Raw genomic sequence first — 24759 nt, 5'->3', positions numbered from 1 at the left:
GACGGGACCTAGCCGATCCGTTCGGCCAGAGCGACGATGATTCCCGAGGGGCCGCGGAGGTTGCAGAGCCGGTAGACGTTCTCGTACTGCGCCACCTCGCCGAGGAGTTCGGCGCCATGGCGGCGCAGACGGCTGATCGTGTCGTCGATGTCGTCGACGGCGAACATGACACGGTGCAGGCCCAGAGTGTTGGGTGGCGGGTTGAGCGGTCCGGCGGTGATCGCCGCGGGGGTGTGGAACTTCGTCAGCTCCAGCTTGCCGTGGCCGTCCGGGGTGCGCATCATCGCGATGGCGCTGCGGACCCCGTCGAGGCCGACCGTCTGGTCCGCCCAGATCCCCTCGATCTGCGCTTCGCCCTCCAGTTCCATGCCGAGCTCGGTGAAGAAGGCGATGGCAGCCTCCAGGTCGTCGACGACGATGCCTACGTTGTCCATCCGCTGAATCGTCACGAGGTGCTCCTTCTTCGTCGCGCAGTCCGTTCTGGCTACTGTTACCCCTGGGACGGAAGCAGACTCCGTACGATGATCAGCGTGACTGAACGCCGCACCCTTGGCCCTGGCCCCGAGGCCCCCGCGCCCAGCATGCGCGCCGCCCAGGCCGACCTTCTCGACGGACTCCCCGGGATCCGTCTCCCCGACCTTGACGAGTTGCGGGCCCGTGGAGCGCTCGGAACCCACCCGACGACGTCCGCGAGCCCGCGGCGGACCCTTGGAGCCGGCGGCCGCGCCGACGAGGAACCGCCCCACCTCCCCGACTGACCCGTCCTCAGCGGCAGATCCCGCCCCGCCGCAGCGACCGACCTGAGATTCCACGTACGCTCCCAGGCATGCAGCCCGAGGACCTGGTACGCGACCACACGATCTACGCCTGTGTCATGGGGTCGCGTGCCTTCGGGCTGGAGACGGACGGCAGCGACACGGACCGCCGGGGCGTCTTCCTCGCCCCCACGGCCCTGTTCTGGGGCTTCGAGAAGCCGCCCACGCACGTCGAAGGGCCGCTCCCCGAGCAGTTCAGCTGGGAGCTGGAACGCTTCTGCGAACTGGCGCTGCGCGCCAACCCGAACATCCTGGAGTGCCTGCACTCGCCCCTGGTCGAGCACGTGAACGACACCGGCCGCGAGCTGCTGTCCCTGCGCGGCGCCTTCCTCTCCCGGCAGGTTTACGACACCTTCACCCGCTACGCCCTCGGCCAGCGCCGCAAGCTCGACGCCGATGTCCGTACGACGGGCACCCCGCGCTGGAAGCACGCGATGCACCTGCTCCGCCTGCTGATGACCGTCCGCGACCTGCTGTGCACGGGCGAGCTGCGCATCGATGTCGGCGACCAGCGGGAGCCCCTGCTCGCGGTGAAGCGGGGTGAGGTCTCCTGGGCGCGGGTCGAGGCCCGCATGGCCCGACTGGCGGCGGAGACCGAGGAGGCCCTGGGGCACACCCCGCTCCCGCCGGAACCGGACCGCGCGCGCGTGGCCGACTTCCTGTTCCGGGTGCGCCGCGCCTCAGCCGATCAGCCCGACGCGCACCACGAAGTCGTCCAGGGCGCCGTGCACGGTGGCCGCGTCGGTCAGGGCTGAGCCGGCCTGCGCCTCGTCGAGCGCCGACCACCAGAATGACGGTTCACACCGCTCTGCCGAGCGCGGCGTCCACCACATCGGGGCGCAGCACGTGGTCGGCGACCTTGCGGGCCAGACCGGTGGTGACCGCGTGTTCACCAAGGGCACCAGGGGTCACCTTGAGCGTCGCGGTGATGGCGCTGAGCGCTGTCCGCCTCAGCTGTTCGTCGACGGCCTCGACCACCGTGGGGATGCGGCCGATGATTCCGCCGAGCACGAGCGAGCCCGGGTTGAGCATGGAGCTGAGGGCGGCCAGTACCGTGCCGACGTGCCGGGCGGCCGTGGTCAGCGCCTCGGTCACCCGGGCGTCGCCGGCCTGGTCGCGGGCGACGAGTTCGTCGAGGCTCGACAGCTTCAGCTGCTGGGTGAGCGCGTGGCCCGATGCGTACGCGGCGACGCAGCCGTACTGCCCGCAGCGACACCTGGGGGCGTGGTCGGACGCGATCCTGATGTGCCCGATGTCCCCGGCTGCTCCGTCCTCGCCCCCGAGGAGCATTCCGTCGACGACCAGGCCGGCGCCCAGGCCGTGCGCCCACTTCACCGCGAGCAGGGTGCCCGCGGTGTGGACCGACGCCTCCCCGATGGCCAGAGCCCGGGCGTCGTTCTCCAGGAGCACCGGCACCTGCCACCGCTGCCTGATGCGTTCCGTGACCGGGTAGTCCTTCCATCTGGGCATGGTCCACATCCGGCCGGGCCGGCCGGTCCTGGGGTCGATGGGGGCGGGCAGGCCCGTGCCGACCCCCACCAGCCGCTCCTGGGGATCTCCCTGGGCCAGCAGTTCGGCGCCCGCGTCGAGCAGCGGCAGCAGCGTGGCGTCCGCCTCGCTGTGGTACATGTCGACGAGGGCCTGGCGGGAGCGGAGTTCGCGGCCGTGGATGTCGATGACGCCGACCCGGGCCCGGGTGTGCCCGATGTCGACGGCCAGCACCCGCAACCAGCGGTCGTCGAACCGGATGAGCTGTGCGGGCCGGCCCCGTGAGGCGGCCAGTGAACCCGTCTCGTACACGAGTCCCGCGTTGACCAGTGGCACCAGCCGTGCCAGCAAGGTGGGCCGTGACATGCCGGTGGCCTCCAGCAACTGCTGCCGCGTCCACTCGTCGCCCGACCTGATGAGGGCGAGCAGCCGCCCCGGACTGGCGCTGGGTACGCGATACGGCTCTCTGTCCCGCGACCCTGTGCCCCAGCCGTCCGTGCTCCGATGCGCAACCAATTGCCGTCCCCCCCTCTTGACGCGCTCATGACATCTACGGCTTTACTTACGTCACCCCGCTTTACGTAAGTAGGTTTTACAAAAATCTGTCGACCTCAAACCCCCAACCACCCACCCATCGGAGGCCGATGATGACCACTCAGATGTCCAGACGCACCCTGTTCGGCCTCGGACTCGGCGGTGCCGCGGCAGGTCTGCTGACCGCGTGCGCGGGAGCATCCACCACGGGGGCGAGCAGTGGCGCGCTCAGCTTCCTGTCCACCCAGTTCATCCCCATCGAGGAACGGCAGAAGTTCACCGCCATCCTCAAGAACCGGGTCACGTCGCCTGCCGTCGCGTTCAACTCGGTCGAGGCCGGAACGTTCGCCACCACGGTCACCTCGCAGGTGAAGGCCGGTCGTGTGTCGGTGAGCCTGCTCGGCGGGCTCCATGGTGACCTCGCCCCGCACACCGACCGGCTTCTCGACGTGGACGACCTGCTCGGCGAGCTGTCCGACGCGCACTTCTCACGGCAACTGGTCGACGTCGCCAAGTACGGCGGCGCGACGGCCAAGTACGTCCCCTGGATGCAGGCGTCGTACGTCCTGGCCGTCCACAAGAAGGCGCTGCAGTGGCTGCCCGGCGGCGTGGACGTCCACAACCTCACCTACGACCAGTTCCTGAGCTGGATGACCGCCGCCAAGAAGGGCGCAGGCAAGCCGGTCTTCGGGCTCCCCGCCGGACCCGACGGCCTGTACCACCGCTTCTTCCAGGGCTATCTGCTGCCCAGCTTCACCGGAGGCCAGGTGGTTCCGTTCCGCAGCCCGGACGCGGTCGAGGCGTGGAAGTACATGAAGGAGCTCTGGGCCGTCTCGACGCCCGCGTCCACCAACTACGCCTATATGCAGGAGCCGTTGAGCTCCGGCGAGGTCCTGGTCGCCTGGGACCACGTGGCCCGGCTGCTCGACGCGCCCGCCAAGAAACCCGACGAGTGGCTGATGGTGCCCGCTCCCCGCGGCCCCAAGGGGCTGGGGTACATGCTGATCGTGGCCGGGCTCGGAATTCTCAAGAAGTCTCCCCGGCAGAAGGAGGCCCAGGACGTCATCAAGGCGCTGTGCACGCCGGCCGCCCAAAAGGACGTGCTGCGCGAGAACGGCTTCTTCCCCACCGTCGGCGGGGACCTGCCGAGCGGGCTGCCGGCCGCGGTCGCGATGGAGGCCGACGCCGTCTCCCGCCAGCAGAGCGCCAAGGACGCCATCGCCTCGCTGCCCCCGGTGGGCGTGGGCACCCTGGACGGCCGGATATCCCAGGTCTTCAAGGACTGCTTCACCCTGATCTGCCTGCAGAACAAGCCGGTCCAGTCGTCCCTGGACCAGCAGGCGAACAAGCTCAACGCCCTGCTCAAGCAGGTCAAGGCACCCTGCTGGGCGCCGGACGACACCACGGCGGGCCAGACCTGCCAGGTTGCGTGAGAGGGCCGGATGTCCTCACCCGTTCGACGGCGACGCCGGCAGTCCCGCGGCCCGCGCACGGCCGCGGCCGTCCTGCTGGCACCGTCCACCCTGTTCATGAGCCTGCTGTTCCTCTGGCCGCTGGGTGTCGGCATCAGCCAGGCGATCCACGGACCGCACGGTTTCACCACCGACCGCCTGCGGCAGATGGTCGAAGACCCGCAGTTCTGGCCGTCGGTCCGCAACACCGTGCTGCTGATCGCCGTGGTCATCCCCGTGCAGTTCGCGGTCGCCATCGTGATGGCGCTGCTGCTGCGCGCGAATCCGCGGTTCTCGCAGGGCTGGTTCTATCTGTGGGTCATCCCGCTGGCGATCAGCGATCTGGCCGCCGGCCTGGTGTGGCTGTCGGTCTTCGCCGACCAGGGCTACCTCAACTCGATTCTGGTGGACCTCGGGCTCCCCACCTACTCGTGGCTGTCCTACCAGCACCCCGTCACCATGTTCCTGTGCGTGGCGATCGCCGAGATCTGGCGGGCGACCTCGCTGGTGCTGGTGATCGTCGTCGCCGGCATGCAGAGCATCCCGCGTGACTACGAGGAGGCCGCCGAAGTCTTCGGCGCCACCTACTGGCAACGGCTGCGGTACGTGCTGCTGCCGCAGCTGCGCCCCAGCCTGCAGGTCGCGCTGATCCTGCGCACCGTCCTCGCGCTGCAGACCTTCGCCGTGGCGCAGGCGCTGACCGGGCAGAACTTCCCGCTGCTCGTCGGCCAGACCTACCACTGGTACAACACGCTGCAAAGCCCCGAAGTGGCCGCGGCCATGGCCCTGGTGGTGCTCGGGCTGTCCCTGGCCACCTCCATGGTCTACCTGCGGGCCCTGCGTGACCGCACTCCCGGGGGGAACCCGCGATGACCGACTCACAGGCGGCCACGGCGCCGGAACGCAGGCGACGTCCGCGGATCATGCTGCACCTGGCCTGTGTCGCCGTGTCGCTGGCGATGGCAGTGCCGCTGTACCTGATCGCGCTGGCCGCGTTCTCCACCCCGGACGCGCTGAACGAGTTCCCGCTCTCGCTGCTGCCCACGCAGGTGTCCGCGGACACCATGAGCTCCTTCCTGGACTCCGTCGGAGTGCTGCCGGGACTGATCAACTCCCTTCAGGTGGGCGCCGGGGCGCTGCTGCTGTCGCTGCTGCTCGGGGTGCCCGCCGGCTACGCGCTGGCCCGGTACACCTTCCGCGGCCGGGACGCCTACCAGCTGTTCATGCTGCTCAGCAGGGCGCTTCCCATCGTGGTGCTGTCGGTGCCGCTCGCCCAGCTGTTCCTGTCCACCGGCCTGTACGACTCCACGTACGCGGTCGTACTGCTGCACACCGCTCTGGCACTGCCGACCACCGTTCTGATCACCACCTCGGTGTTCGTCGCGGTACCGCCCGACCACGAGGAGGCGGCGGCCGTCTTCGGCGCCACATCGCTCACCACCTTCTTCCGCGTGGTGCTGCCGCAGACCCTGCCGGGCATCTCGGCGGCGGCCCTGTTCACCTTCGTCACCTCCTGGAACGAGGTGCTGGGAGCCGCGATCCTCACCCTGGACCGGCGCACGCTCCCCGCCCAGGTGCTCAGTACCCTCGGCAACTCGCCGCTGGCCTACCGCTATGCGGGCGGCTTCGCCCTGGTGGTGCCGGCGCTGGTGTTCATCGCGTTGATGCGCCGCTACCTGCTCAACATGTGGGGCACAACCCTCCGGTAAGGAAAGACATGGCCGACATATCCCTGCGCAACATCGTCAAGACCTATCCCGGAACCGAACGCCCCGCCACCGAGAACATCTCCCTGGAGGTGGCCGACGGTGAACTGCTGGTGCTCGTCGGGCCGAGCGGCTGCGGAAAGACCACGCTGCTGCGCATGATCGCCGGACTGGAGAGCCCGGACTCCGGCACCGTGAGCATCGGCGGCCGGGACGTCACCGACCTGCCGGCCCGGCAGCGCAACGTCTCGATGGTCTTCCAGTCCTACGCGGTCTTCCCGCACATGAGGGTCCGGCAGAACATCGGCTTCGGCCTCATGCTCGCCAAGGTGCCCAAAGAGAAGATCGCCGAGCGGGTGGAACGCGCCGCCGAACTGCTCAACCTCGGCGACTACCTCGACCGCCACCCCGCCCAGCTCTCCGGCGGGCAGCGGCAGCGCGTCGCGGTGGCCCGGGCCATCGTGGTCGACGCCGACGTCCTGCTGATGGACGAACCGCTGTCCAACCTCGACGCGCTGCTGCGGTTGCAGTTCCGTTCCGAGTTCAAACGCATCGTCCGGCAGATCGGCACCACCACCGTCTACGTCACCCACGACCAGGCCGAGGCGCTCTCGCTCGGCGACCGGGTCGCCGTCATGCGCGACGGGCGCATCAGCCAGCTCGGCAACCCCATCGACGTCTACGACCGTCCCGCGGACTCGTTCGTCGGCGGCTTCCTCGGCGCCCCGCCGATGAACTTCCTCCCGGTGCGCGTCACCAGCGAGGCCGGCCGCACCGGTCTGACGCTGGGCGAGCTGAGCTGGGCCGGCCCCGAGCACCTCGCCTCCTTCACCGACCGTCCGGTGCTGCTCGGCGTGCGGGCCGAGAACATCACCGTCAGCACCGGCGACGTGCCCGGTTCACTGCCCGCCGAGATCGACGTGGTCGAGCCGACGGGCGCCGCGACCCTGCTGACCTGTCGGCTCGCCGGCCACGAGATCAAGGCGCAGGTGCCTGCCACGTTCCGCGGGGAACCCGGCACCCGGGTGTCCCTCACCTTCGCCGATCCCGCTGTGCGCTTCTACGACTCCGAGACCTCACTGCTGCTGGAGAACGCCTGACATGGCCGCCCCGACCGAATCCGCCCTTGCCGCCCACGCCGCCTATGTACTGCGCGGCAATGACACCGGCACGCTGACCACCGCGGCGCCCAAGCTGTACCCACACCAGTGGAGCTGGGACGCGGCCTTCATCACGATGGGCCTGTCCACCCTCTCGGTGCCGCGGGCCATCGCCGAACTCGACTGGCTGCTCGCGGCGCAGTGGAGCACCGGCATGCTTCCGCACATCGTGTTCGCCCCGGACACCGACTACTTCCCCGGTCCGGACGTGTGGGTGTCCCAGCGCTCCGAGCACGCGCCGAAGTCGGTGCGGACCTCCGGGATCTGCCAGCCTCCCGTGCACGCCATCGCCGTGCAGCAGGTGCTGGCCGCGGGGCGAAGGGCCGGCGGTACGGCACGGAAGGAGGCCGAGGAGTTCGTCGCCCGCACCTTCGACCAGTGGCTGGCCTGGCACCGCTGGCTGGACCGCGTCCGCGACCCGCACGACCGCGGCCTGCTGGAGATCCACCACGGCTGGGAATCCGGAATGGACAACTCACCGCGCTGGGATGCCGCCTACGCGGCCGTGCTCCCCCGCGAGAAGACCGAGCTGCGCCGCCATGACCTCGCGCACGTGGAGGACGCCGCGCAACGCCCCACGGACGCCGAGTACCAGCGGTACCTGTGGCTGGTCCGTCAGATGCGCGAGGCCGGCTACGACGACGAGCGGGTCCGCGATGTCGTCGACTTCCGCATGGTGGACGTCTTCATGTCCGCGATCATGGCCATCGCCAGCGACGTCCTGGCCGAACTCGGCGACGAACTGGGCCGGTCGGCCGAGGCGGCGGAACTGCGGGAGACCGCCGGCCGCTTCCGCCGTGGTGTGCTGTCCACCGTGTCGCCGGAGACCGGCCTGGCACGGGATCTGAACGTGCTCACCGGTGCCTGGGTGCAGACCGAGACCATCGCCGGATTCGCCCCGCTGCTCAGCGGCGGCGACGACGCGCTCGTCGAACGGCAGCTCGCGCTGCTGGCCTCGGAGCGCTGGTGCGGCCACCCCGAGTTGAAGTTCGCCGTACCGCCGTCCACCTCGCCGTGCAGCGCCGACTTCCGGCCCCGCTCGTACTGGCGCGGACCGCAGTGGCCCGTGGTCAACTGGCTGTTGACCTGGGCGCTGAACCGGCAGGGGGCGACGGACCTCGCCGAGTCGATCCGCGGCGAGTCCCTGCGCCAGCTGGCCGACCTGGCCTTCGGCGAGTACTACGAACCCTTCACCGGCGAGGCGCTGGGCAGCCGCCACCAGTCGTGGACCGCGGCGGTGACGCTCGGCTGGCTGAGCGACGAGCCCGCACGGGAGACCCACCGGTAGGCGACATCACGGCGTGACGATGGCGAAGTCCGGGTCCGGATCGCCGAGGTAGCCGAGAAGTTCGGTGAGTTTGCCCGGGTCACCAGTGATGGTGACGTCTGCGCGCGCCGCCAGGTCGCCGGGAGAGACAGTCCCGAGCAGGACGGCCCGCAGGCTGGGCTCGGCAAGGGTGACCTCGACGTCCGTGGCGGCCGTGGCGGGTCCGGTGCCGGTGCCGGTGACGTGAGTGAGGACGCCGTTGCGCAGCTGCTGGGTGACGGGCTCGCCGTCGGTGAGGTTCCAGCGGACGGTGATGACCGCGTCCCAGCTGCGCGGACCGTCCACCCGGACGGCGAGGGCGTCGAACAACTGATCCAGCGTCAACGCGGCCACCACGTCGGGGGAGGCGGCGACGGTGGGCGTGCCGACCGAGCCGTGGCGCAGTTCGTGCGCACCCATCAGGTAGAAGTTCCGCCAGGTACCGTTCTCGCTGCCGTACCCGAGCTGTTCCAGGGCATCGGCCTGCAAGGTGCGGGCTTCGGCGTTGTCCGGTTCGGCGAACAGCACGTGGTTGACGACCTGGGCCACCCAGCGGAAGTCACCCTCCTGGTAGGACTGGCGAGCGCGGCGCAGGACCTCGTCCGCGCCGCCCATGAACTCCACGTACCTCCTGGCGGCTTCGACCGGGGGATGCTCCCACAGGTGGGCCGGATTGCCGTCGAACCAGCCGAGGTAGCGCTGGTAGATCGCCTTGGTGTTGTGGCTGACCGAGCCGTAGTAGCCGTGGGTGTGCCACGCCCGCTCCAGCGCCGGAGGCAGCGTCATCTGCTCGGCAATCTCCAGTGCCGTCAGGCCCTGGTTGAGCATGCGCAGGGTCTGGTCGTGGAGGTAGGCATACAGGTCGCGCTGAGTGGTCAAGAACTCGACGACGCGCTCCCGACCGAAGGTGGGCCAGTGGTGCGAGGCGAACGCCACATCGCTGGATGCGGCGAACAGGCCGACGGCTTCGGCAAGGTAGCGGGCCCACACGCGCGGGTCGCGGACCTCGGCACCCCTCAGCGTGAGCAGGTTGTGCAGGTTGTGGGTGGCGTTCTCCGCCATGCACAGCGCCGCACGATCGGGGAAATGGATGTTCATCTCCGCAGGTGCCTCGGTGCCCGGAGTGAGCTGGAACACCATCCGAATGGTGTCGACGGTCTCCGTCTGTCCGGTCCGGGTGATGTCCAGTGTCGGCGGAATCAGGCCGACCGCACCGGTCGAGGTCGTCTGTCCCAGGCCCGATCCGACCTGCCCGCGCTCGCCCTTCGGCAGAGCGGCGCCGTACATGTAGGCGGCACGGCGGCCCATGGCCGTACCGGCATGGACGTTCTCGCTGACCGCGTGTTCCAGAAAGCCGTGAGGGGCGTACACCGGCACGCCGCCGGCAACGTCCTCCTCGCTGACGACACCCCGCACACCGCCGAAGTGGTCGGCGTGACTGTGGGTGTACAGCACGCCGGTCACAGGGCGCTCCCCCCGGTGGGAGCGGTAGAGGGCCAAACCCGCCGCCGCGGTCTCGGCGCACAGCAGCGGATCGATGACGAAGACACCGCGCTCGCCTTCCACCAGCGTCATGTTCGACAGATCGAAGCCGCGCACCTGGTAGATACCGTCGGTCACCTCGAACAGGCCGTGGTCCGCGCACAGCCGGCTCTGCCGCCACAGGCTCGGATTCGCCGTGTCCGGGCACTCCCGGTCGAGGAAGCCGTACACGCCCAGATCCCACACCGCGCGCCCCGCCCGGTCGCGGATGAGGTCGTCCCGCGCCGTGCCCACAAACCCGCGGCGAGCGTCCTCGAGGTCCTGCGTGTCACGGAAGGGAAGACGCCTTCTCACCTCGTCGTTGGCCCTGGCGATCCCCGGCTGCGCGGCCTTGGCCTCACGGTACTGAGACAACACCATCTCCCTCACAGGCGGTGAGCGCGATCGACCAGCGCAGGCACATTCATGGCCCGCTCCACCCTCCCTCGCCCTCTGCTGCCCCACCAGCCGAGATCCTCCGTCGGAGGGGTACCGCATGCTCCGGCTGCCCGGTCGGAGAGCGGCGGTGCTCGTCGCGACCGCGCCGTCTCATCCGCCCGGCTGAGCCGGTTCGCCCCGCGGCCGGCGCGGCTCGATGATCGAAGTCCCCTGCCTGTCACGGCAAGCACCGAGGAGGCCGACCAGTGAACGAGTGCCGGGCGTGCAGCAGGCCACCGCCCCGGTCCGAGCCTGCGCACACACAGGTGGAGACCGCTGACGTCAGTGGCTGGGCTCCCGCGCCGGCGAGCCCCCGGTGACGTCCGGAACCTGGGCGCGGCGTCCGCTGCACGGCCGCCCAGGCCACCGTGTCCGGGGCCTGCGCGGCCCAGGCGCGGCCGCGGCCCTGGTCGCGGGTGGAGTGCTGCTGGGCTGGTTCCTGCCGCGCTGGGAGAGGAGGCTACCGCTGCGCGGCCTGGGATTCGACGCCTCCACGGCGCAGGCGACCCTCGCCGCGGTCGCCGGCAGCATGATCACGCTGGCGGGGTTCATCGTCACGGCCATCACCCTGGTCGTGCAGACCGTCCAATCCATGTCCCCCCGACTGGTCGCAGCCCTCGGCTACTTCAGCCGTTACCTCGTGCTGTTCGGCCTGCTCATCGGCACCGCCGTGTACGCGCTGGTGGCACTCAGCCACGTCCGCGGCAACAGCGTCCCACGCCTGAGCGTGACCGTCGCGATCACGCTCGTCCTCATCGACGCCGTCGTCGTCCTGTACCTGCTGGCCTCACTGCGCCACGCGGTCACCGGCGGCGGCCTGTCCCGCGGTGTCGGACAACGCCTGCGCACCGTCATCGAGCACCAGCACCCCCCGGTCACCCGGACCGCCGCGCTCGCCGACCCCGCAGACGACGGGAACCGCCAGGGCACACTCCTGGTCACACACCGCGGCCGGCCATCCGTCGTCGTCTCCGTCAATGAAGGACGCATCACCCGGCTCGCCGCCCAGAACCGGCTCCGCATCCACCTCACCCACGCAGTGGGTGACTTCGTCGCCACAGGGGACCTCGTGGCGCGCGTGAAGCCGGAAGGAGCCCCCGTCGGCCCGCGTATGGCGCGCCGGATCAGCGCCTGCGTGCGCTACGGCCCCAGCCGCACCCTCGAACAGGACACTTCGTACGGCTTGCGGCTCCTCGCCGACATCGCCGTCCGCGCTCTCTCCCCCGCCATCAACGATCCCACCACGGCCGTCCAGGCCCTCCACCAGATCGAGGACGCGCTGCTGCGACTCGCACAGCGCCCCCTCGGCCCCACCTGGCTCCTCGACGCCCACGGCACACCCCGCGTCCTCCACCCGGCCCCGCAATGGCCGGACCTCGTCTCCCTCGCCCTCGACGAAACCCTCCTCTACGGCTCCTCCAGCCCTCAGACCGCCCGGCGGCTCCAGGCCCTCCTCCAACGCCTGCGCGCCACCGCACCCCCGAACCGGCTGCCGGCCCTCACCGAACGAGAGCAAGCCCTCCGACGCCTCATCGCCGAACACCTCACCGACCCACTCCTGATGCATCTGGCAAGCCAACCGGACCAGCAAGGACTCGGCAGCCCCTCCCACACACACGGCCTCTGACGAACCACCAGGCGAAGTCGAATGACCCGCCGCCCCGTGGCCGAGGTCGGCGCCCAGGCGCCTGTCGGAGGCTCGGCCACGCGCCTTGGTTCGGTGACCCGCATCACACCCGGTTCCTGTCAGCAATCGGGGCGCCGTCTCGTTCAGGGGGCACGCGAACGAGACAGGAGCAACGCCATGAAGCACCGCATCGTCGTACTCGGCGCCGGATACGCCGGGGCCTTCGCCGCCGGAAATCTGGCCCGCCGGCTCTCCCCCGCCGACACCGAGATCACCGTCGTCAACGCCGTGCCCGACTTCGTTGAGCGGATGCGGCTCCACCAGCTCGCGATCGGCCAGGACGTCGCGTTCCGCAAGCTCGCCGACGTATTCGCGGGCACCGGGGTGCGGCTGCGCCTGGCGCGCGTCACCGGCATCGACCCCGAGCGCAGGACCGTCGCCGTGACCGGCGAGGACGGCGACGGCGACCTCGCGTACGACACGCTTCTCTACACGCTCGGCAGCTCCGTGGCCCACCATGGCGTCCCCGGCGTCGCCGAGTACGCCTTCGATGTGACCGGCCGGTCCTCGGCGCTGCGTCTGCGTGAGCGCCTGGCCGGCCTGGGCGAGGGCGGCACCGTGCTGGTCGTCGGTGAGGGGCTGACCGGCATCGAGACCGCCACCGAGTTCGCCGAGTCCCGGCCCGACCTCTCGGTCGCGCTCGCCGCCCGCGGGGAGCTGGGCGCCTGGCTCTCCCCGAAGGCCCGCCGTCACCTGCGCCAGGCCTTCGACCGGCTCGGCATCACCGTTCACGAGCACACCGGCATCGAAGCCGTCGAGCCGACACGGGCGATCGCCGCCGACGGTACGTCCATCCCGGCCGACGTGACCGTGTGGTCGGCCGGGTTCGCCGTGCACCCCATCGCGGCCGCCGGCGGCCTGGAGGTCGCCGAGACCGGCCAGGTCGTCGTCGACCGCACCATGCGCTCGGTCTCGCACCCGGACGTCTACGCCGCCGGGGACTGCGCCTATGCGATCGGCGAGAACGGCCGGCCGCTGCCGATGTCCTGCGCCTCGGCCGGCTTCACGAACATGCAGGCGACCGCCGCGATCATCGCGCGCCTGACGGGCAGCGAGGTCCCTGCCGTTGGGCTGAAGTACTACGGCAACCACATCAGCCTCGGGCGGCGGGATGCGATCTTCCAGATGGTGGACGGGGACGTCCGGTCGAAGTCCTGGTACCTGGGCGGCCGGACCGCGGCGCGGCTCAAGTCGGGTGTGCTCAAGGGGGCCGGGTGGGGCATCGCCCACCCGACCTTCGGCATGCCGAAGCGCAAGCGCCACCTGGCCACCGCGCCTGACCGGCGCGGTGTGAGAACCGCCGCGTAGGCTGCTCCGCATGGACAGCGCAGCCATCGATCGGTTCGAGGCCGGCCGGGGCCGGCTGGCCTCGCTCGCGTACCGTCTGCTCGGCTCGGCGGCCGACGCCGAGGACGCCGTGCAGGACGCGTTTCTGCGCTGGCAGGCCGCCGACCGGGAGCGTATCGAGGTGCCGGAGGCATGGCTGACCAAGGTCGTCACCAATCTCTGCCTCGACCGGCTCCGCTCGGCGCAGGCACGCCATGAGCGCGCTGTCGGAGACTGGCTGCCCGAGCCGCTCCTCGAGGGCGACCCGATGCTCGGCCCTGCCGATACCTTCGAGCAGCGCGAATCGGTGTCGTTGGCCGTGCTGACCCTCATGGAGCGCCTCTCACCGGTCGAGCGGGCCGCTTACGTCCTGCGTGAGGCCTTCTCGTACCCCCACGCCGAGATCGCCGGGATCCTCGACATCACCGAGTCCGCGAGCCAGCAGCATGTCCACCGGGCCCGACGCCGGGTCGTCGCCGAGCGTCGCAGCGGCGGCGAGGTGGACCCGGCGTCCGCGCGCCGGATCGTCGAGGAGTTCCTCGCCGCCGCCTTGTCGGGGCGCACTGAACGGCTGGTGGCGCTGCTCACGGCCGACGCGACCGCGGTCTCGGACGGCGCCGGACTGGCCAGGCGGCTGCTGCGGTGCACGACGCGCGAGCGGGTCGCCTCCTCCGTGCGGGCCGGCTTCAAGCCCACTCCGGCGAAGCAGCGGCTGGCCGGCGGCTCCCCCACATTCCACATCGCAATGGTCAACGGCTCCCCGGCCGTCCTCGCCGTGGTCGACGGCCGGGTCGTGGGCACCGTGGCGTTCGAAGTCAGCGACTGCAAGGTCGCCTCCCTGCGCGGCATCGCCGCCGCGGACCGGCTCGCGCGCCTCAATGAGGCCTGGCGGCAGCACGAACCTGACGCGCCGGTCATCAACGCATGGTGACCAGGGCCATCGGAATCCAGTGACCTGAGTCGGAGCGAGGACGGACGCCCCTTCGGCCCCCTCGCTGCACGGCACCGGGCGGACCGCACCGGACCCCGGCGGCCGCCCGGCGTCCGGGGCACCTCGGCGGTGTCATCCCCCGTGAGAGCTACCGGTTGTGTCCGCTCGCGGGTGAATCGCGGACGCGGTGGTGTTCCTAGCGTGGTCGGCGGGCCGCAGCCTGTGCGGCCGAGTCCAAGGGGAGGCCATGATGAGCGCGACATCCACCACACACCACGAGTCGGAGCACGACCGGTTCCCGGGGGGCTCCGGTCCGGGCGGGAGCCGCGTCGGCCGGATCTTTCGCTCTCCGTTCGGCTGGATGCCGATCGGCATCGTCGGTGTCGGCGTGGTCTCGGCTTCGACGGCGACCGGCCCCGGTCCACTGCCGGTGGTGGGGGCGGCCGTTGCGGTGGGCGTGTACTGGGCGGTGATGCGCTTCGTCGCGCGGCGGCCGATGCCGGAGATCGCCCGGCGCGGGGCTGTGCGGGAGGCGTTGCTCGGCTGCGGGCTCGGCCTGGGCTTCATCCTCGTGTCCACCCTCGTGATCGCGGCGTTCGGGGGCTACTCGTTCTCCTGGGCCGGAAACGGGTTCTTCTCCGTCCTGGCGTCCGCGGTCACCGTGCAGGCGGGCGCGGCGGTCGCCGAGGAGCTGATGTTCCGCGGCCTCGCTCTGCAGGGCCTGGAGCAGAAATTCGGCAGCCGTGCCGCTGTCGCGATCACCGCGCTGCTCTTCGGTGCCGTGCACATGGCCAATCCCGGGGCCACCGCGTGGAGCGGACTGTCGATCGCCATCGAAGCGGGTGCGATGCTGGGGGCGGCGTTCCTGTGGCGGCGCAGCATCTGGTTCGTCGTGGGTGTGCACTTCGCCTGGAACGCCACCGAGCAGCTGCTCGGCATCCAGGTCTCGGGCAACACCGCCAAGGGGCTGCTGTCCGTGGACGCCAGTGGTCCGACCCTGCTGACCGGCGGCGCTTTCGGCCTTGAGGCGTCGGCCGTTACCGTCCTGATCGGTGCGGCGCTGGTGGTCCGGATGTTCGTCCGCGCCCACCGCCGGGGCGGTCTGCTTCCCCGGAGGCGCGTCGCCTCCTGAGCGCTGCGCGCGGCACCGCCTACGGCCGGACGGAACGGAGAGGGAAGTGACAGTGCTCGGGTCGTCTCGCAGACTGCCGCTGCTGCAGGGGCTGTTCCGCCGGTGGGCGGAGCGGAGGCGGTCGGTCGAGGACGGTGTTCTCGCGCTGGGTCTCACCCTGCTGGCCTTCGTGCCGACCCTGTCGCAGGTCGGGGCGCAGATCGCAGACCTGTCCGGGGATGCGCCGGGAGCGCTGAGCATCGGGCTGACCCTGGCTCAGACTCTGCCGCTGGCGGTGCGCACCCGGTGGCCCGCGGTCTGCCTCGCGGTCGTCGGTTGCGCGTTCGCGATGCATCAGGCCCTGGGCTGCCCGGCGACGTTCGGGACCGTCGGGCTCTATCCCGCCCTGTACTCGGCCGGGGCCCACCAGGCCTCCTTCCGCCGCGCTCTGCCCGCCGTGGCGAGCGCGGGCTATGCCGTGCTGGCGGTCGTCCTGCACCGCCTCGGCTCACCGCAGACGATCCCGGACTACCTCGCGTTCTATCTGGTCCTGGCCGGGGTCTGGCTGGTCGGGGGCGGCGTGCGCAGGCGTCGGACGGAGGAGGCCGAGCGCCGGCGGCTGGCAGCCGAGGTGGCCGCGGCCGCCGAACGCGCGCGTATCGCGCGCGAACTGCACGACGTGGTGACCCACCATGTGACGGCCATGGTGGTCCAGGCCGACGCGGCGCAGTTCCTTCTCACGTCCGCGCCGGCGCGCGTGGACGAAAGCCTGGCGGCTGTCAGCGGCACCGGTCGCCGGGCGCTGACCGAGCTGCGGTACCTGCTCGGTGTGCTGGAGGCGACCGGTCGGTCCGCGTCCGCGGACCGGGCGCCCGCCCTGGGAAAGGTGGGGGACCTGGTCGGGCAGGCCCGCAGGTCGGGTCAGCCCGTCGAGTTCACCGAGCGGGGCGAGCAGCGGCCGCAGGGTGTGGACGTGGAACTGGCCGCGTACCGCGTGGTGCAGGAAGCACTCACCAACGCGATGAAGCACGCGGCCGGGCGGCGGACGCAGGTCCTGGTCCTGCACGGCGAGGAGCACATCGAGGTGGACGTGGTCACCGAAGGGCCCGCCCCCTCCCCGGCTGCCGCACCGGCCGCGCGGAGGCCGGGCCCTGCGGGAGGACGAGGTCTGGCCGGGCTGCGTGAGCGGGTACGGATGCTCGATGGTGAACTGGTGGCCGGACCCAGGCCCGACGGCGGGTTCCGAGTCCGTGCCGTGATCCCGTCCGAGCCCGTGCAGGAGTGAACCTTGAGCGATGCGCCGCCGCCGATCCGTGTACTCGTCTGCGACGACCAGGCACTGGTGCGCACCGGCTACGTCACCATCTTCTCCGCCCAGCCCGACATGGAGGTCGTCGGGGAGGCCGAGAACGGGCACGCGGCGGTGCAGGCCGCGCGACAACTGCGCCCCGACGTGGTCGTGATGGACATCCGGATGCCCCTGCTCGACGGCATCGAGGCGACCCGTCGGCTGGCCGGCCCCGACGCCGTGGCACCACCGAAGGTGCTGGTCGTCACCACCTTCAACGTCGACGCCTACGTCTACGACGCGCTTCGGGCCGGAGCGAGCGGCTTCCTCCTCAAGGACTCGCCTCCGGCGGAGCTGGTCGGCGCAGTCCGGACGGTCGCCCGGGGCGAGGCACTGCTGGCGCCGGCCGTCACCCGCCACCTCATCGGCCACTTCGCCGAACGGCTCCGCCCGGCGGACACCTCCCGGCGGGCCGGGGAGGACGTCGTGAGCCTGCTGACCGTCCGCGAACTGGAGGCGCTCCGTCTGATCGCCGAAGGGCTGTCGAACGCGGAGATCGCCGCGGCGATGTTCATCGCCCCCGAGACGGTCAAGACCTATGTGTCGCGGATCCTGACCAAACTCGGCCTGCGCGACCGCGTCCAGGCTGTCGTCCTCGCCTACCGGACCGGCCTGGTGCCCGACACACCATGAGCCGGTACGGCCCTGTCGGCGGCGGCCGAATTTCAGGCGGTCGAAAGCGGCGGCTGCCGTGCGGGGGGGGATGGTCCCACGACGTAGTGGACCTCGACCGGTTTGGCAGACACGGGAGGGCTGATCAGCGGCCTGGTCCGCATCCCTGCTGGTCAGCGATATCCGTTGTCATGGCCTCATGGATCTGGATCAGGTGGTTGGGCGCGACCTCTCCGGCGTAGTCGGCCGCCTCGCCAAGCTCTGTCCAGGGTCCGCTCGTGGGCCCGACCGTCTCCCTACAACCGGCGCCGCCGCAACTCCGCTCGGCTACCTCACGCCAGTCGAGTTCGAGCAACAGCTGACCTCATCACCTACGCTGTCGCTCGTCGTATGAAACCCGGTGTCCACTCCCGAGGTTGAGCCTCAGAGTGGCCGTGCCCCGAAGACCGGAACGGCCTCCAGCACCAGCACGGCCAGGTCGTCGTCCATCGGCTCGGTGCTGAAGTCGTGAACGGCCCGCCGGACCCGCTCCGCCACGGCCTTGGCGCCCAGTCCGATGCATCCGCGCAGTATCTCCGTCAGGCCGTCGTCGTCGTCCAACTGCCGTGTGCCTCTGCGGCGTTCGGTGACGCCGTCGGTAACGCACAGGAGCGTCTCGCCCGGTGCGAGGGTGAAGGTGTTGGCGTGAAACTCCTCAAGCTTGTCGATTCCGAGCAGCATCTGCGGTGCTGCGGCGGGAGTCACCGAGCCGTCGGTCGACAGCCGCAACGGAAGCGGATGGCCGGCGCTGGCTATCGTGCACAGCGTGCCGCCGGTGACCCCATCCGGCTCCAGCTCTCCGTACAGCAGGCTCAGGAAGCGCGAGCCCTCGTGCTCGCCACGGAACGTCACGGCCTCGGCAGCCTCCTCCGCCATTGCGAGGTTCAGCCGGTTGAGCAGGGCTTCGACGCCGTGGCCCTCGCGTGCCAGCAGTCGTACGAGGTGCCGGGCCAGGCCGGTGCCGGACATGGCCTCCAGGTCGTGGCCGCACACATCGCCGAGCAGGAAGCACCAGCGGTGGTCTCCCATCGGGAACAGGTCATAGAAGTCTCCACCGACGGTCTGACCCTCACCACAGGGCTCGTAGACGATCGCCGTGTCGACGCCCGGAATGGTGGCGAGGGACGTGGGGAGCTGGCTGAGCTGGAGTGTGCGGCTGATGCTCGCCTGCCGGGTGTAGTGGCGGACGGTGACTACCGCCTGGGCCACCCGCCGGGCCACGTCCTCCGCGAGCCGTACGACGGCGTCGGCCATGTGAGGGAGTCCTGCTTGGCCGATCAGGAGCGTGCCGAGGCACTGCCCGCCCGCGACCAGCGGGAACGCCAGCGCGGAGCCGTCCTTCTCGGCTCCTTCACCCGCGGGCCAGGGCCACGGGGCACCGGTCATCCCCAGCCTGGCAGGCGGTCGGTCCTTCTCCAGCGCCAGGCGGAGTGTGCGGATCCGCTGCTCGTCCATGTGCCAGACCTGGGAAAGCCGCATCTCGGTGCTGTCGGTGGTCAGCCATACGCCGCACCAGTCGGCGAGCCTGGGGACCAGAAGCTGTCCGGCGAGCGCCGCGACCATGTCCTCGTCCAGCTGTCCGACGAGCAGCTCGCCGGCCTCGGCGAGGAACGACTGTCCTTCACGCTCGGCCCACTCGACGCTGCGGCACCGGCCCTCGCGCGGCGGTGCGGCGGTATCGGACTCGGCGGCAGCCGGCTCTCGGGGGACGGCTTCGGTGAGGCCCTGCTCTTCGGTCTTGAGCGGGGTCTCCATGGCGCACTCCACAGAGAACCAGTCGGCCTTCCCGGTGCGCCGGTAGGTCACCCCCCACGACTGGGCCAGCGCGCGCATCAGCTGTCGGCCGTAGTCGCCCATGTCACTGTGCATGCCCTTTCCATCATGGAGGGTGCCGAATGGGCTGCGGTCCAGCACTTCGACCACGACACCCACCCGTCCGGCCGCACGCTGCGCGGCTTCGGCCGGCGACCCTCCACTGACGTCGAGGCAGCAGACCACTTCGATCTCGCACGCGCCCTGCGTGGCGACGCTGGTGACCAGTTCGCTGACGAGGAGTGCAGCGTCGTCGAGGAGCCGCTCGCTGATCACTGGCACTCCGGGGAACTGCAGAGCGGAGCGCTCGACGAGCGCGGCGCGCAGGAACTTGCGCGCCGTCGAAGCAGCGAGTTCGTTCGCGGGTACGCGCATCCGCGACACGGATTCACGCGAATCAAGGGGTGAGCCCACGGGCGACTCGCGGCCGGTTCCACACACATGATGAATGTACCCTAAAAGGGAAGTAATCGAATCTTTTACTTGCCGGGAATGGGTTGCCATGGACTCTGCCACCCACCCTGACCGCGCTTCTCGTGAGTCAGAACTCCGGGACCGGGGGCCCGCTGAAACCAGCCCCGAGATCGCAGCCCGACCCGGCCCCGCGTCGGACGGCGAGTGGATACGTGTGGCCGATTTGCGTCCCCTGCTCGCGGCCATGAATTCATTCTGCGACGGCGACTTCACCGTACGCACGCAGGGGCTGTCCGCGGGGGTCCTCGCCGAGATGGCGGGGGTGCTCAACCAGATCATCGTGCGGAACGCACATCTGGCCTCGGAACTCGACCGAGTACGCCGGGAAGTGGTGCGACAGGGACGGCTGGACGAGCGGCTCGCAGCGAGTCCCGGACAGGGAGCGTGGACCACGAGCGTGGAAGCGGCCAACACCTTGCTGGAGGCGTTGGCCGTCCCTGCCGTGAACGCCACCCGCGTCCTGACTGCTGTTGCGGACGGTGATCTGACGCAGCGCGTCGAGTTGCACGACGGCAAGCGCCAACTCCGCGGCGATCTGCGGCGCCTGGGGCATGGGGTGAACCGCATGGTGGAGCAGTTGTCGCTGTTCACCGGCGAACTGACCCGCGTCGCCCGGGAGGTCGGAACCGAGGGCCGTCTCGGCGGGCAAGCCACGGTGCAGGGGCTGGTCGGCGACTGGCGTAACGCAACCGAGGCCGTCAACACGATGGCCTCGCGGCTGACCGCGCAGGTGCGCGACATCGCGGTGGTGACCACGTCGGTCGCGCGCGGCGATCTGACACGCCAGGTCACCGTCGAGGCGAACGGCGAGCTCCTGGAGCTGAAACTCACCGTGAACACGATGGTCGACCAGCTGCGCGCGTTCGCCGACGAGGTGACGCGGGTGTCCCGTGAGGTCGGTACGGAGGGCCAGCTGGGCGGGCGGGCACAGGTCCCGGGCGTCTCGGGCGTGTGGAAGGACCTCACCGACAATGTCAACTTCATGGCGTCGAACCTGACCTCGCAGGTCCGCAACATCGCCCAGGTGACCACGGCGGTCGCCAACGGCGACCTGAGCCAGAAGATCACGGTGGACGCGCGCGGCGAGATCCTGCAGCTGAAGGAGACCGTGAACACCATGGTCGACCAGCTGTCCGCGTTCGCGGACGAGGTCACGCGCGTCGCCCGCGAGGTCGGCACCGAAGGCCGGCTCGGTGGCCGGGCACAGGTGCGCGGCGTCTCGGGGGTGTGGAAGGACCTCACGGACAACGTCAACTTCATGGCAGAGAACCTGACCTCGCAGGTCCGCAACATCGCCCAGGTCGCCACCGCGGTCGCCCAGGGCGACCTCGGCAAGACGATCACCGTGGAGGCGAAAGGGGAGATCCTGGAGCTGAAGTCGACGATCAACACGATGGTCGACCAGCTGTCGGCGTTCGCGGACGAGGTCACGCGCGTCGCCCGCTTGGTCGGCACCGAGGGCAACCTGGGTGGACAGGCGCAGGTTCGTGGGGTCTCGGGCGTGTGGAAAGAGCTGACCGACAATGTCAACTTCATGGCGCTGAACCTGACCTCGCAGGTCCGCAACATCGCCCAGGTGACCACGTCCGTCGCCAACGGCGACCTGTCGAAGAAGATCACGGTGGACGCGCGCGGCGAGATCCTGCAGCTGAAGGAGACCGTGAACACCATGGTCGACCAGCTGCGCGCGTTCGCGGATGAGGTCACGCGCGTCGCCCGCGAGGTCGGCACCGAAGGCCGGCTCGGTGGCCGGGCACAGGTGCGCGGCGTCTCGGGGGTGTGGAAGGACCTCACGGACAACGTCAACTTCATGGCAGAGAACCTGACCTCGCAGGTCCGCAACATCGCCCAGGTCGCCACTGCCGTCGCCCAGGGCGACTTGTCGAAGAAGATCGATGTGGACGCGCGCGGCGAGATCCTGGAGCTGAAGACGACCATCAACACGATGGTCGACACGCTTTCCTCGTTCTCGTCCGAGGTCACCCGCGTCGCCCGCGAGGTCGGCAGTGAGGGGCAGCTGGGCGGTCAGGCCCGTGTGGAGGGCGTCTACGGAACGTGGAAGCGGCTGACCACCAACGTCAACGAGCTTGCCCTGAACCTCACCACCCAGGTCCGGGCGATCGCGGAGGTGGCCAGCGCCGTCACCCAGGGCGACATGTCCCGCGCCATCACGGTCGAAGCCCAGGGCGAGGTCGCCGAACTGAAGAACAACATCAACCTCATGGTCTCCAACCTCCGCGAGACCACCCGCGCCAAGGACTGGCTGGAGTCCAACCTCACCCGCATGGCCGCCCTCATGCAGGGCCATCGCGACCTTGTGGAGGTCGCCGACCTGATCCTGCGCGAGCTGACCCCGCTGGTGAACGCGCAGTTCGGTGCGTTCTTCCTGGCCGAGGCAGGCGCGCCGCACGGCGAGGGCCTGCAGTTCATCGCCGGGTACGGCACCGACCGGGCCGGCGAGAGCAGCCCGCTCCCCGGTACCGGCACCCCAGGCCGCGGCCTGATCGCACAGGCCGCGCAGGAAAAGCAGCGCATCATCATCACCGACGTCCCGACGGACTACATCACCATCAGCTCCGGGCTCGGCATGGCGTACCCCGCGAGCATTGTCATCCTGCCGATCCTCTTCGAGGATCAGGTGCTCGGCGTGATCGAGCTGGCCTCGCTCAGCAAGTTCAGTGATGTGCACCTGGCCTTCATGGATCAGTTCGCCAACACGATCGGCGTCTCGATCAACACGATCATCGCCAACTCCCGAACGGAGTCCCTGCTCTCGCAGTCCCAGCGCCTCACCTCCGAATTGCGCGAGCGCTCGGACGAACTGCAGTGCTCCAACGCCGAGTTGGAGGAGAAGGCGGCCCTCCTCGCAACCGCCTCACGGTACAAGTCGGAGTTCCTGGCGAACATGTCGCACGAGCTGCGCACCCCGCTCAACTCGCTGCTGATCCTGGCCCGGCTGCTCGCCGACAACCCCGACGGGAACCTGTCCGAACAGGAGGTGCAGTTCGCCACCACCATCCACCGTTCGGGCTCGGACCTGCTCCAGCTGATCAGCGACATCCTCGACCTGTCGAAGATCGAAGCCGGCCGGATGGACGTGCGCCCGAATATACTGCCGCTGGTCAAGCTGCTTGACTACGTGCACGCCACCTTCCGGCCGCTCACCATCGACAGGGGCCTGGGCTTCGATATCGCCGTCGGCGAGAACGTACCGGCCGAGCTGTACTCCGACGAGCAACGCCTGCAGCAGGTGTTGCGCAATCTGCTGTCCAACGCCCTGAAATTCACCCACTCCGGCAGCGTGGAACTGCACGTCGAGAAGGTGCCGGGGGAACAGTTCGAGGAGGAGACACTCAAAGACGCCGAAGCCGTCATCGCTTTCTCCGTCAAGGATACCGGGATCGGCATCGCCCCCGAAAAGCTTCCGATGATCTTCGAGGCGTTCCAGCAGTCCGAGGGCACCACCAACCGCAGGTACGGCGGTACCGGCCTCGGCCTGTCCATCAGCCGGGAGATAGCCGGGATGCTCGGCGGCAAGATCGTCGCGGAGAGTGAGTTGGGCGTGGGCTCCCTCTTCACCCTCTACATTCCCTCGCACTACCCAGGCTCCACCACCGGGCTGGGCCCGGCGGAGCTGCACACCGTCGGCGTCCCGCTCGCGGAGGACCGGGCGCCGGCAACCGCCGCCGAGGACGCATCGCCTGGGCAAGTGTTGGACAGCGCGGTGAGTGCCGGCATCCTGGATCCGGGCCGCCTGAGCCCGGACGACCTGATGGGCAGGGGAGCCACAGGGGCCGCTGACGGCCGCCAGGACGCCTGGCCGGAGGCGACTCGGCTCAAGGAATGGCTCATCGGGCGTCCCGGCCGCGTACTGGCAGGCCGTCACATCCTCATCATCGACGACGACATCCGCAATGTCTTCGCCCTCACCCACGTACTGGGCCGCGTGGGCATCACCGTGAAGTACGCCGAGAACGGCCGGGAGGGCCTCGAGGTCCTGGAACGGTCCCCTGATGTGTCCCTGGTCCTGATGGACATCATGATGCCGGAGATCGACGGATACGAAACCACCCGCATCATCCGGAACACACCCCGTCTCGCACACCTGCCGATCATCGCGCTCACTGCCAAAGCGATGCCCGGAGACCGCGAGAAAGCGATAGACAGCGGCGCCTCCGAGTACGTGCCCAAGCCGGTGAACGTCGACCACCTGCTGTCGGTCATCTGCGATCTGCTCGACCCGCAGAACGGCTCCCCGCAGCCGGCGCAGGACCGGGACGCCGATGAACCGTCCAACGCAGAGGACAGCGCCGACGATCCGCCCAGGGAAGCGCCATGAGCACCAGCCCGGTCGACCAATGCAGCATCCTGATCGTGGACGACATGGAGGAGAACCTCATCGCGTTCGAAGCCGTGCTCGGCCCGCTCCACCAGCACCTCGTCCACGCGCGCTCGGGGGAGGAAGCGCTGAAGGCAATGCTGCGAGAGGAATTCGCGGTCGTCCTCCTGGACGTCCGGATGCCCGGCATGGACGGCTTCGAGACCGCCACCAACATCAAGCGCCTCGACCAGACCAAGGACGTGCCCGTCATCCTGGTGACGGGGACCGAGCCCGGTACTGACTACACCTACCGGGGATACGCGATCGGCGCCGCCGACTTCATCACCAAGCCCATCGATCCCTGGGTGCTGCGCACCAAAGTCAACGTCTTTCTCGATTTGTACCGCAAGAACCGTCAGTTGGCGACGCGCGTGCAGCCTTCGGACGCAGACCGGCTTGCGGAGATCACCAAGCGGCTCGCCCAGATCGAGCTGCTGCTACGCAACAATCCCGAAGCGGAGACGGCCAGTCTCGCCGACCGCATCGCGGAGGTGGAACGTGCGGTGGGTACTCTCCTCCCAGGCCGCACCGGCCACTATTCAGCGTCGGGATGACGGAAGCCGCCCAGCCGTCCGTCGACCCCTGAATCGTCTCGCGGTAGGCAGGGTTCATACGGACG

Annotated in this window: 19 protein-coding genes; 15 read left to right on the top strand and 4 right to left on the bottom strand. The window is 69.8% G+C overall.

Annotation, left to right across the window (positions count from 1 at the left end; translation table 11 throughout):
- Positions 1 to 8: 8 nt before the first annotated feature.
- On the bottom strand, positions 9 to 449 hold the full coding sequence (locus ACIHCX_RS30105) for a VOC family protein (protein WP_400034959.1): 441 nt from the start codon (positions 447 to 449) through the stop codon (positions 9 to 11).
- Positions 450 to 521: 72 nt separating this feature from the next.
- Between ACIHCX_RS30105 and ACIHCX_RS30100 the strand changes: the two genes are divergently transcribed.
- Positions 522 to 758: a hypothetical protein gene (locus ACIHCX_RS30100; RefSeq protein ID WP_400034957.1), complete on the top strand. Its 237-nt coding sequence runs from the start codon at positions 522 to 524 to the stop codon at positions 756 to 758.
- Between the two features lie 68 nt (positions 759 to 826).
- The gene (locus ACIHCX_RS30095) at positions 827 to 1570 is read left to right on the top strand and encodes a DNA polymerase beta superfamily protein (protein WP_400034955.1); all 744 of its coding nucleotides are present in this window, start codon (positions 827 to 829) and stop codon (positions 1568 to 1570) included.
- A 43-nt stretch (positions 1571 to 1613) separates the two neighbouring features.
- Here ACIHCX_RS30095 and ACIHCX_RS30090 read toward each other — a convergent pair whose 3' ends face one another.
- Complete coding sequence (locus ACIHCX_RS30090; RefSeq protein WP_400034953.1) at positions 1614 to 2669, bottom strand: ROK family protein; 1056 nt, start codon at positions 2667 to 2669, stop codon at positions 1614 to 1616.
- Between the two features lie 293 nt (positions 2670 to 2962).
- Between ACIHCX_RS30090 and ACIHCX_RS30085 the strand changes: the two genes are divergently transcribed.
- From ACIHCX_RS30085 to ACIHCX_RS30065, 5 genes are read left to right on the top strand one after another with little or no spacing between them, the layout of a single operon-like run.
- Positions 2963 to 4270: an ABC transporter substrate-binding protein gene (locus ACIHCX_RS30085; RefSeq protein WP_400034951.1), complete on the top strand. Its 1308-nt coding sequence runs from the start codon at positions 2963 to 2965 to the stop codon at positions 4268 to 4270.
- Between the two features lie 9 nt (positions 4271 to 4279).
- Positions 4280 to 5161, top strand: a complete 882-nt coding sequence (locus tag ACIHCX_RS30080; protein ID WP_400034949.1) for a carbohydrate ABC transporter permease — start codon at positions 4280 to 4282, stop codon at positions 5159 to 5161.
- On the top strand, positions 5158 to 5997 hold the full coding sequence (locus ACIHCX_RS30075) for a carbohydrate ABC transporter permease (RefSeq protein WP_400034947.1): 840 nt from the start codon (positions 5158 to 5160) through the stop codon (positions 5995 to 5997). The genes ACIHCX_RS30080 and ACIHCX_RS30075 overlap by 4 nt, the downstream gene beginning before the upstream one ends.
- Positions 5998 to 6005: 8 nt before the next feature.
- Positions 6006 to 7094, top strand: coding sequence for an ABC transporter ATP-binding protein (locus tag ACIHCX_RS30070; RefSeq protein WP_400034945.1), 1089 nt, complete (start codon positions 6006 to 6008; stop codon positions 7092 to 7094).
- Between the two features lies 1 nt (position 7095).
- The gene (locus ACIHCX_RS30065; RefSeq protein WP_400034943.1) at positions 7096 to 8442 is read left to right on the top strand and encodes an MGH1-like glycoside hydrolase domain-containing protein; all 1347 of its coding nucleotides are present in this window, start codon (positions 7096 to 7098) and stop codon (positions 8440 to 8442) included.
- Between the two features lie 6 nt (positions 8443 to 8448).
- Here ACIHCX_RS30065 and ACIHCX_RS30060 read toward each other — a convergent pair whose 3' ends face one another.
- Positions 8449 to 10362: an alkyl/aryl-sulfatase gene (locus ACIHCX_RS30060; protein WP_400034941.1), complete on the bottom strand. Its 1914-nt coding sequence runs from the start codon at positions 10360 to 10362 to the stop codon at positions 8449 to 8451.
- Between the two features lie 373 nt (positions 10363 to 10735).
- On the opposite strand from ACIHCX_RS30060, the gene ACIHCX_RS30055 reads away from it, so the two are divergent.
- The 6 genes from ACIHCX_RS30055 to ACIHCX_RS30030 all read left to right on the top strand — a co-directional run bounded on the left by ACIHCX_RS30055 (position 10736) and on the right by ACIHCX_RS30030 (position 17455).
- On the top strand, positions 10736 to 12046 hold the full coding sequence (locus ACIHCX_RS30055; protein WP_400034939.1) for a DUF2254 domain-containing protein: 1311 nt from the start codon (positions 10736 to 10738) through the stop codon (positions 12044 to 12046).
- A gap of 177 nt (positions 12047 to 12223) precedes the next feature.
- A complete protein-coding gene (locus ACIHCX_RS30050) occupies positions 12224 to 13414 on the top strand; it encodes an NAD(P)/FAD-dependent oxidoreductase (protein ID WP_400034937.1) in 1191 nt (396 codons plus the stop codon).
- Positions 13415 to 13424: 10 nt separating this feature from the next.
- Positions 13425 to 14363, top strand: a complete 939-nt coding sequence (locus ACIHCX_RS30045; protein WP_400034935.1) for a sigma-70 family RNA polymerase sigma factor — start codon at positions 13425 to 13427, stop codon at positions 14361 to 14363.
- Between the two features lie 361 nt (positions 14364 to 14724).
- Complete coding sequence (locus ACIHCX_RS30040; RefSeq protein WP_400034933.1) at positions 14725 to 15495, top strand: lysostaphin resistance A-like protein; 771 nt, start codon at positions 14725 to 14727, stop codon at positions 15493 to 15495.
- 52 nt (positions 15496 to 15547) lie between these two features.
- A complete protein-coding gene (locus tag ACIHCX_RS30035; RefSeq protein ID WP_400034931.1) occupies positions 15548 to 16759 on the top strand; it encodes a sensor histidine kinase in 1212 nt (403 codons plus the stop codon).
- Positions 16760 to 16762: 3 nt separating this feature from the next.
- On the top strand, positions 16763 to 17455 hold the full coding sequence (locus tag ACIHCX_RS30030) for a response regulator (protein WP_400034929.1): 693 nt from the start codon (positions 16763 to 16765) through the stop codon (positions 17453 to 17455).
- Between the two features lie 402 nt (positions 17456 to 17857).
- On the opposite strand, the gene ACIHCX_RS30025 is transcribed toward ACIHCX_RS30030, so the two are convergent.
- Entirely contained in the window at positions 17858 to 19660 is a 1803-nt protein-coding gene (locus ACIHCX_RS30025) for a SpoIIE family protein phosphatase (RefSeq protein WP_400034927.1), read from the bottom strand.
- A gap of 127 nt (positions 19661 to 19787) precedes the next feature.
- Here ACIHCX_RS30025 and ACIHCX_RS30020 point away from each other — a divergent pair, with 127 nt between their 5' ends.
- Together ACIHCX_RS30020 and ACIHCX_RS30015 are read left to right on the top strand one after the other, a co-directional pair.
- Positions 19788 to 24098: a HAMP domain-containing protein gene (locus ACIHCX_RS30020; protein WP_400034925.1), complete on the top strand. Its 4311-nt coding sequence runs from the start codon at positions 19788 to 19790 to the stop codon at positions 24096 to 24098.
- The gene (locus ACIHCX_RS30015) at positions 24095 to 24694 is read left to right on the top strand and encodes a two-component system response regulator (protein WP_400034923.1); all 600 of its coding nucleotides are present in this window, start codon (positions 24095 to 24097) and stop codon (positions 24692 to 24694) included. Before ACIHCX_RS30020 ends, ACIHCX_RS30015 begins: the two co-directional genes overlap by 4 nt.
- Positions 24695 to 24759: the final 65 nt, after the last annotated feature.

The organism is Streptomyces sp. NPDC052043 (assembly GCF_044548235.1).
In the GTDB taxonomy this organism is placed as follows: Bacteria; Actinomycetota; Actinomycetes; order Streptomycetales; family Streptomycetaceae; genus Streptomyces.
Note: the sequence above shows the minus strand (reverse complement) of the source record. Positions and strands in the feature narration are given on the sequence as shown.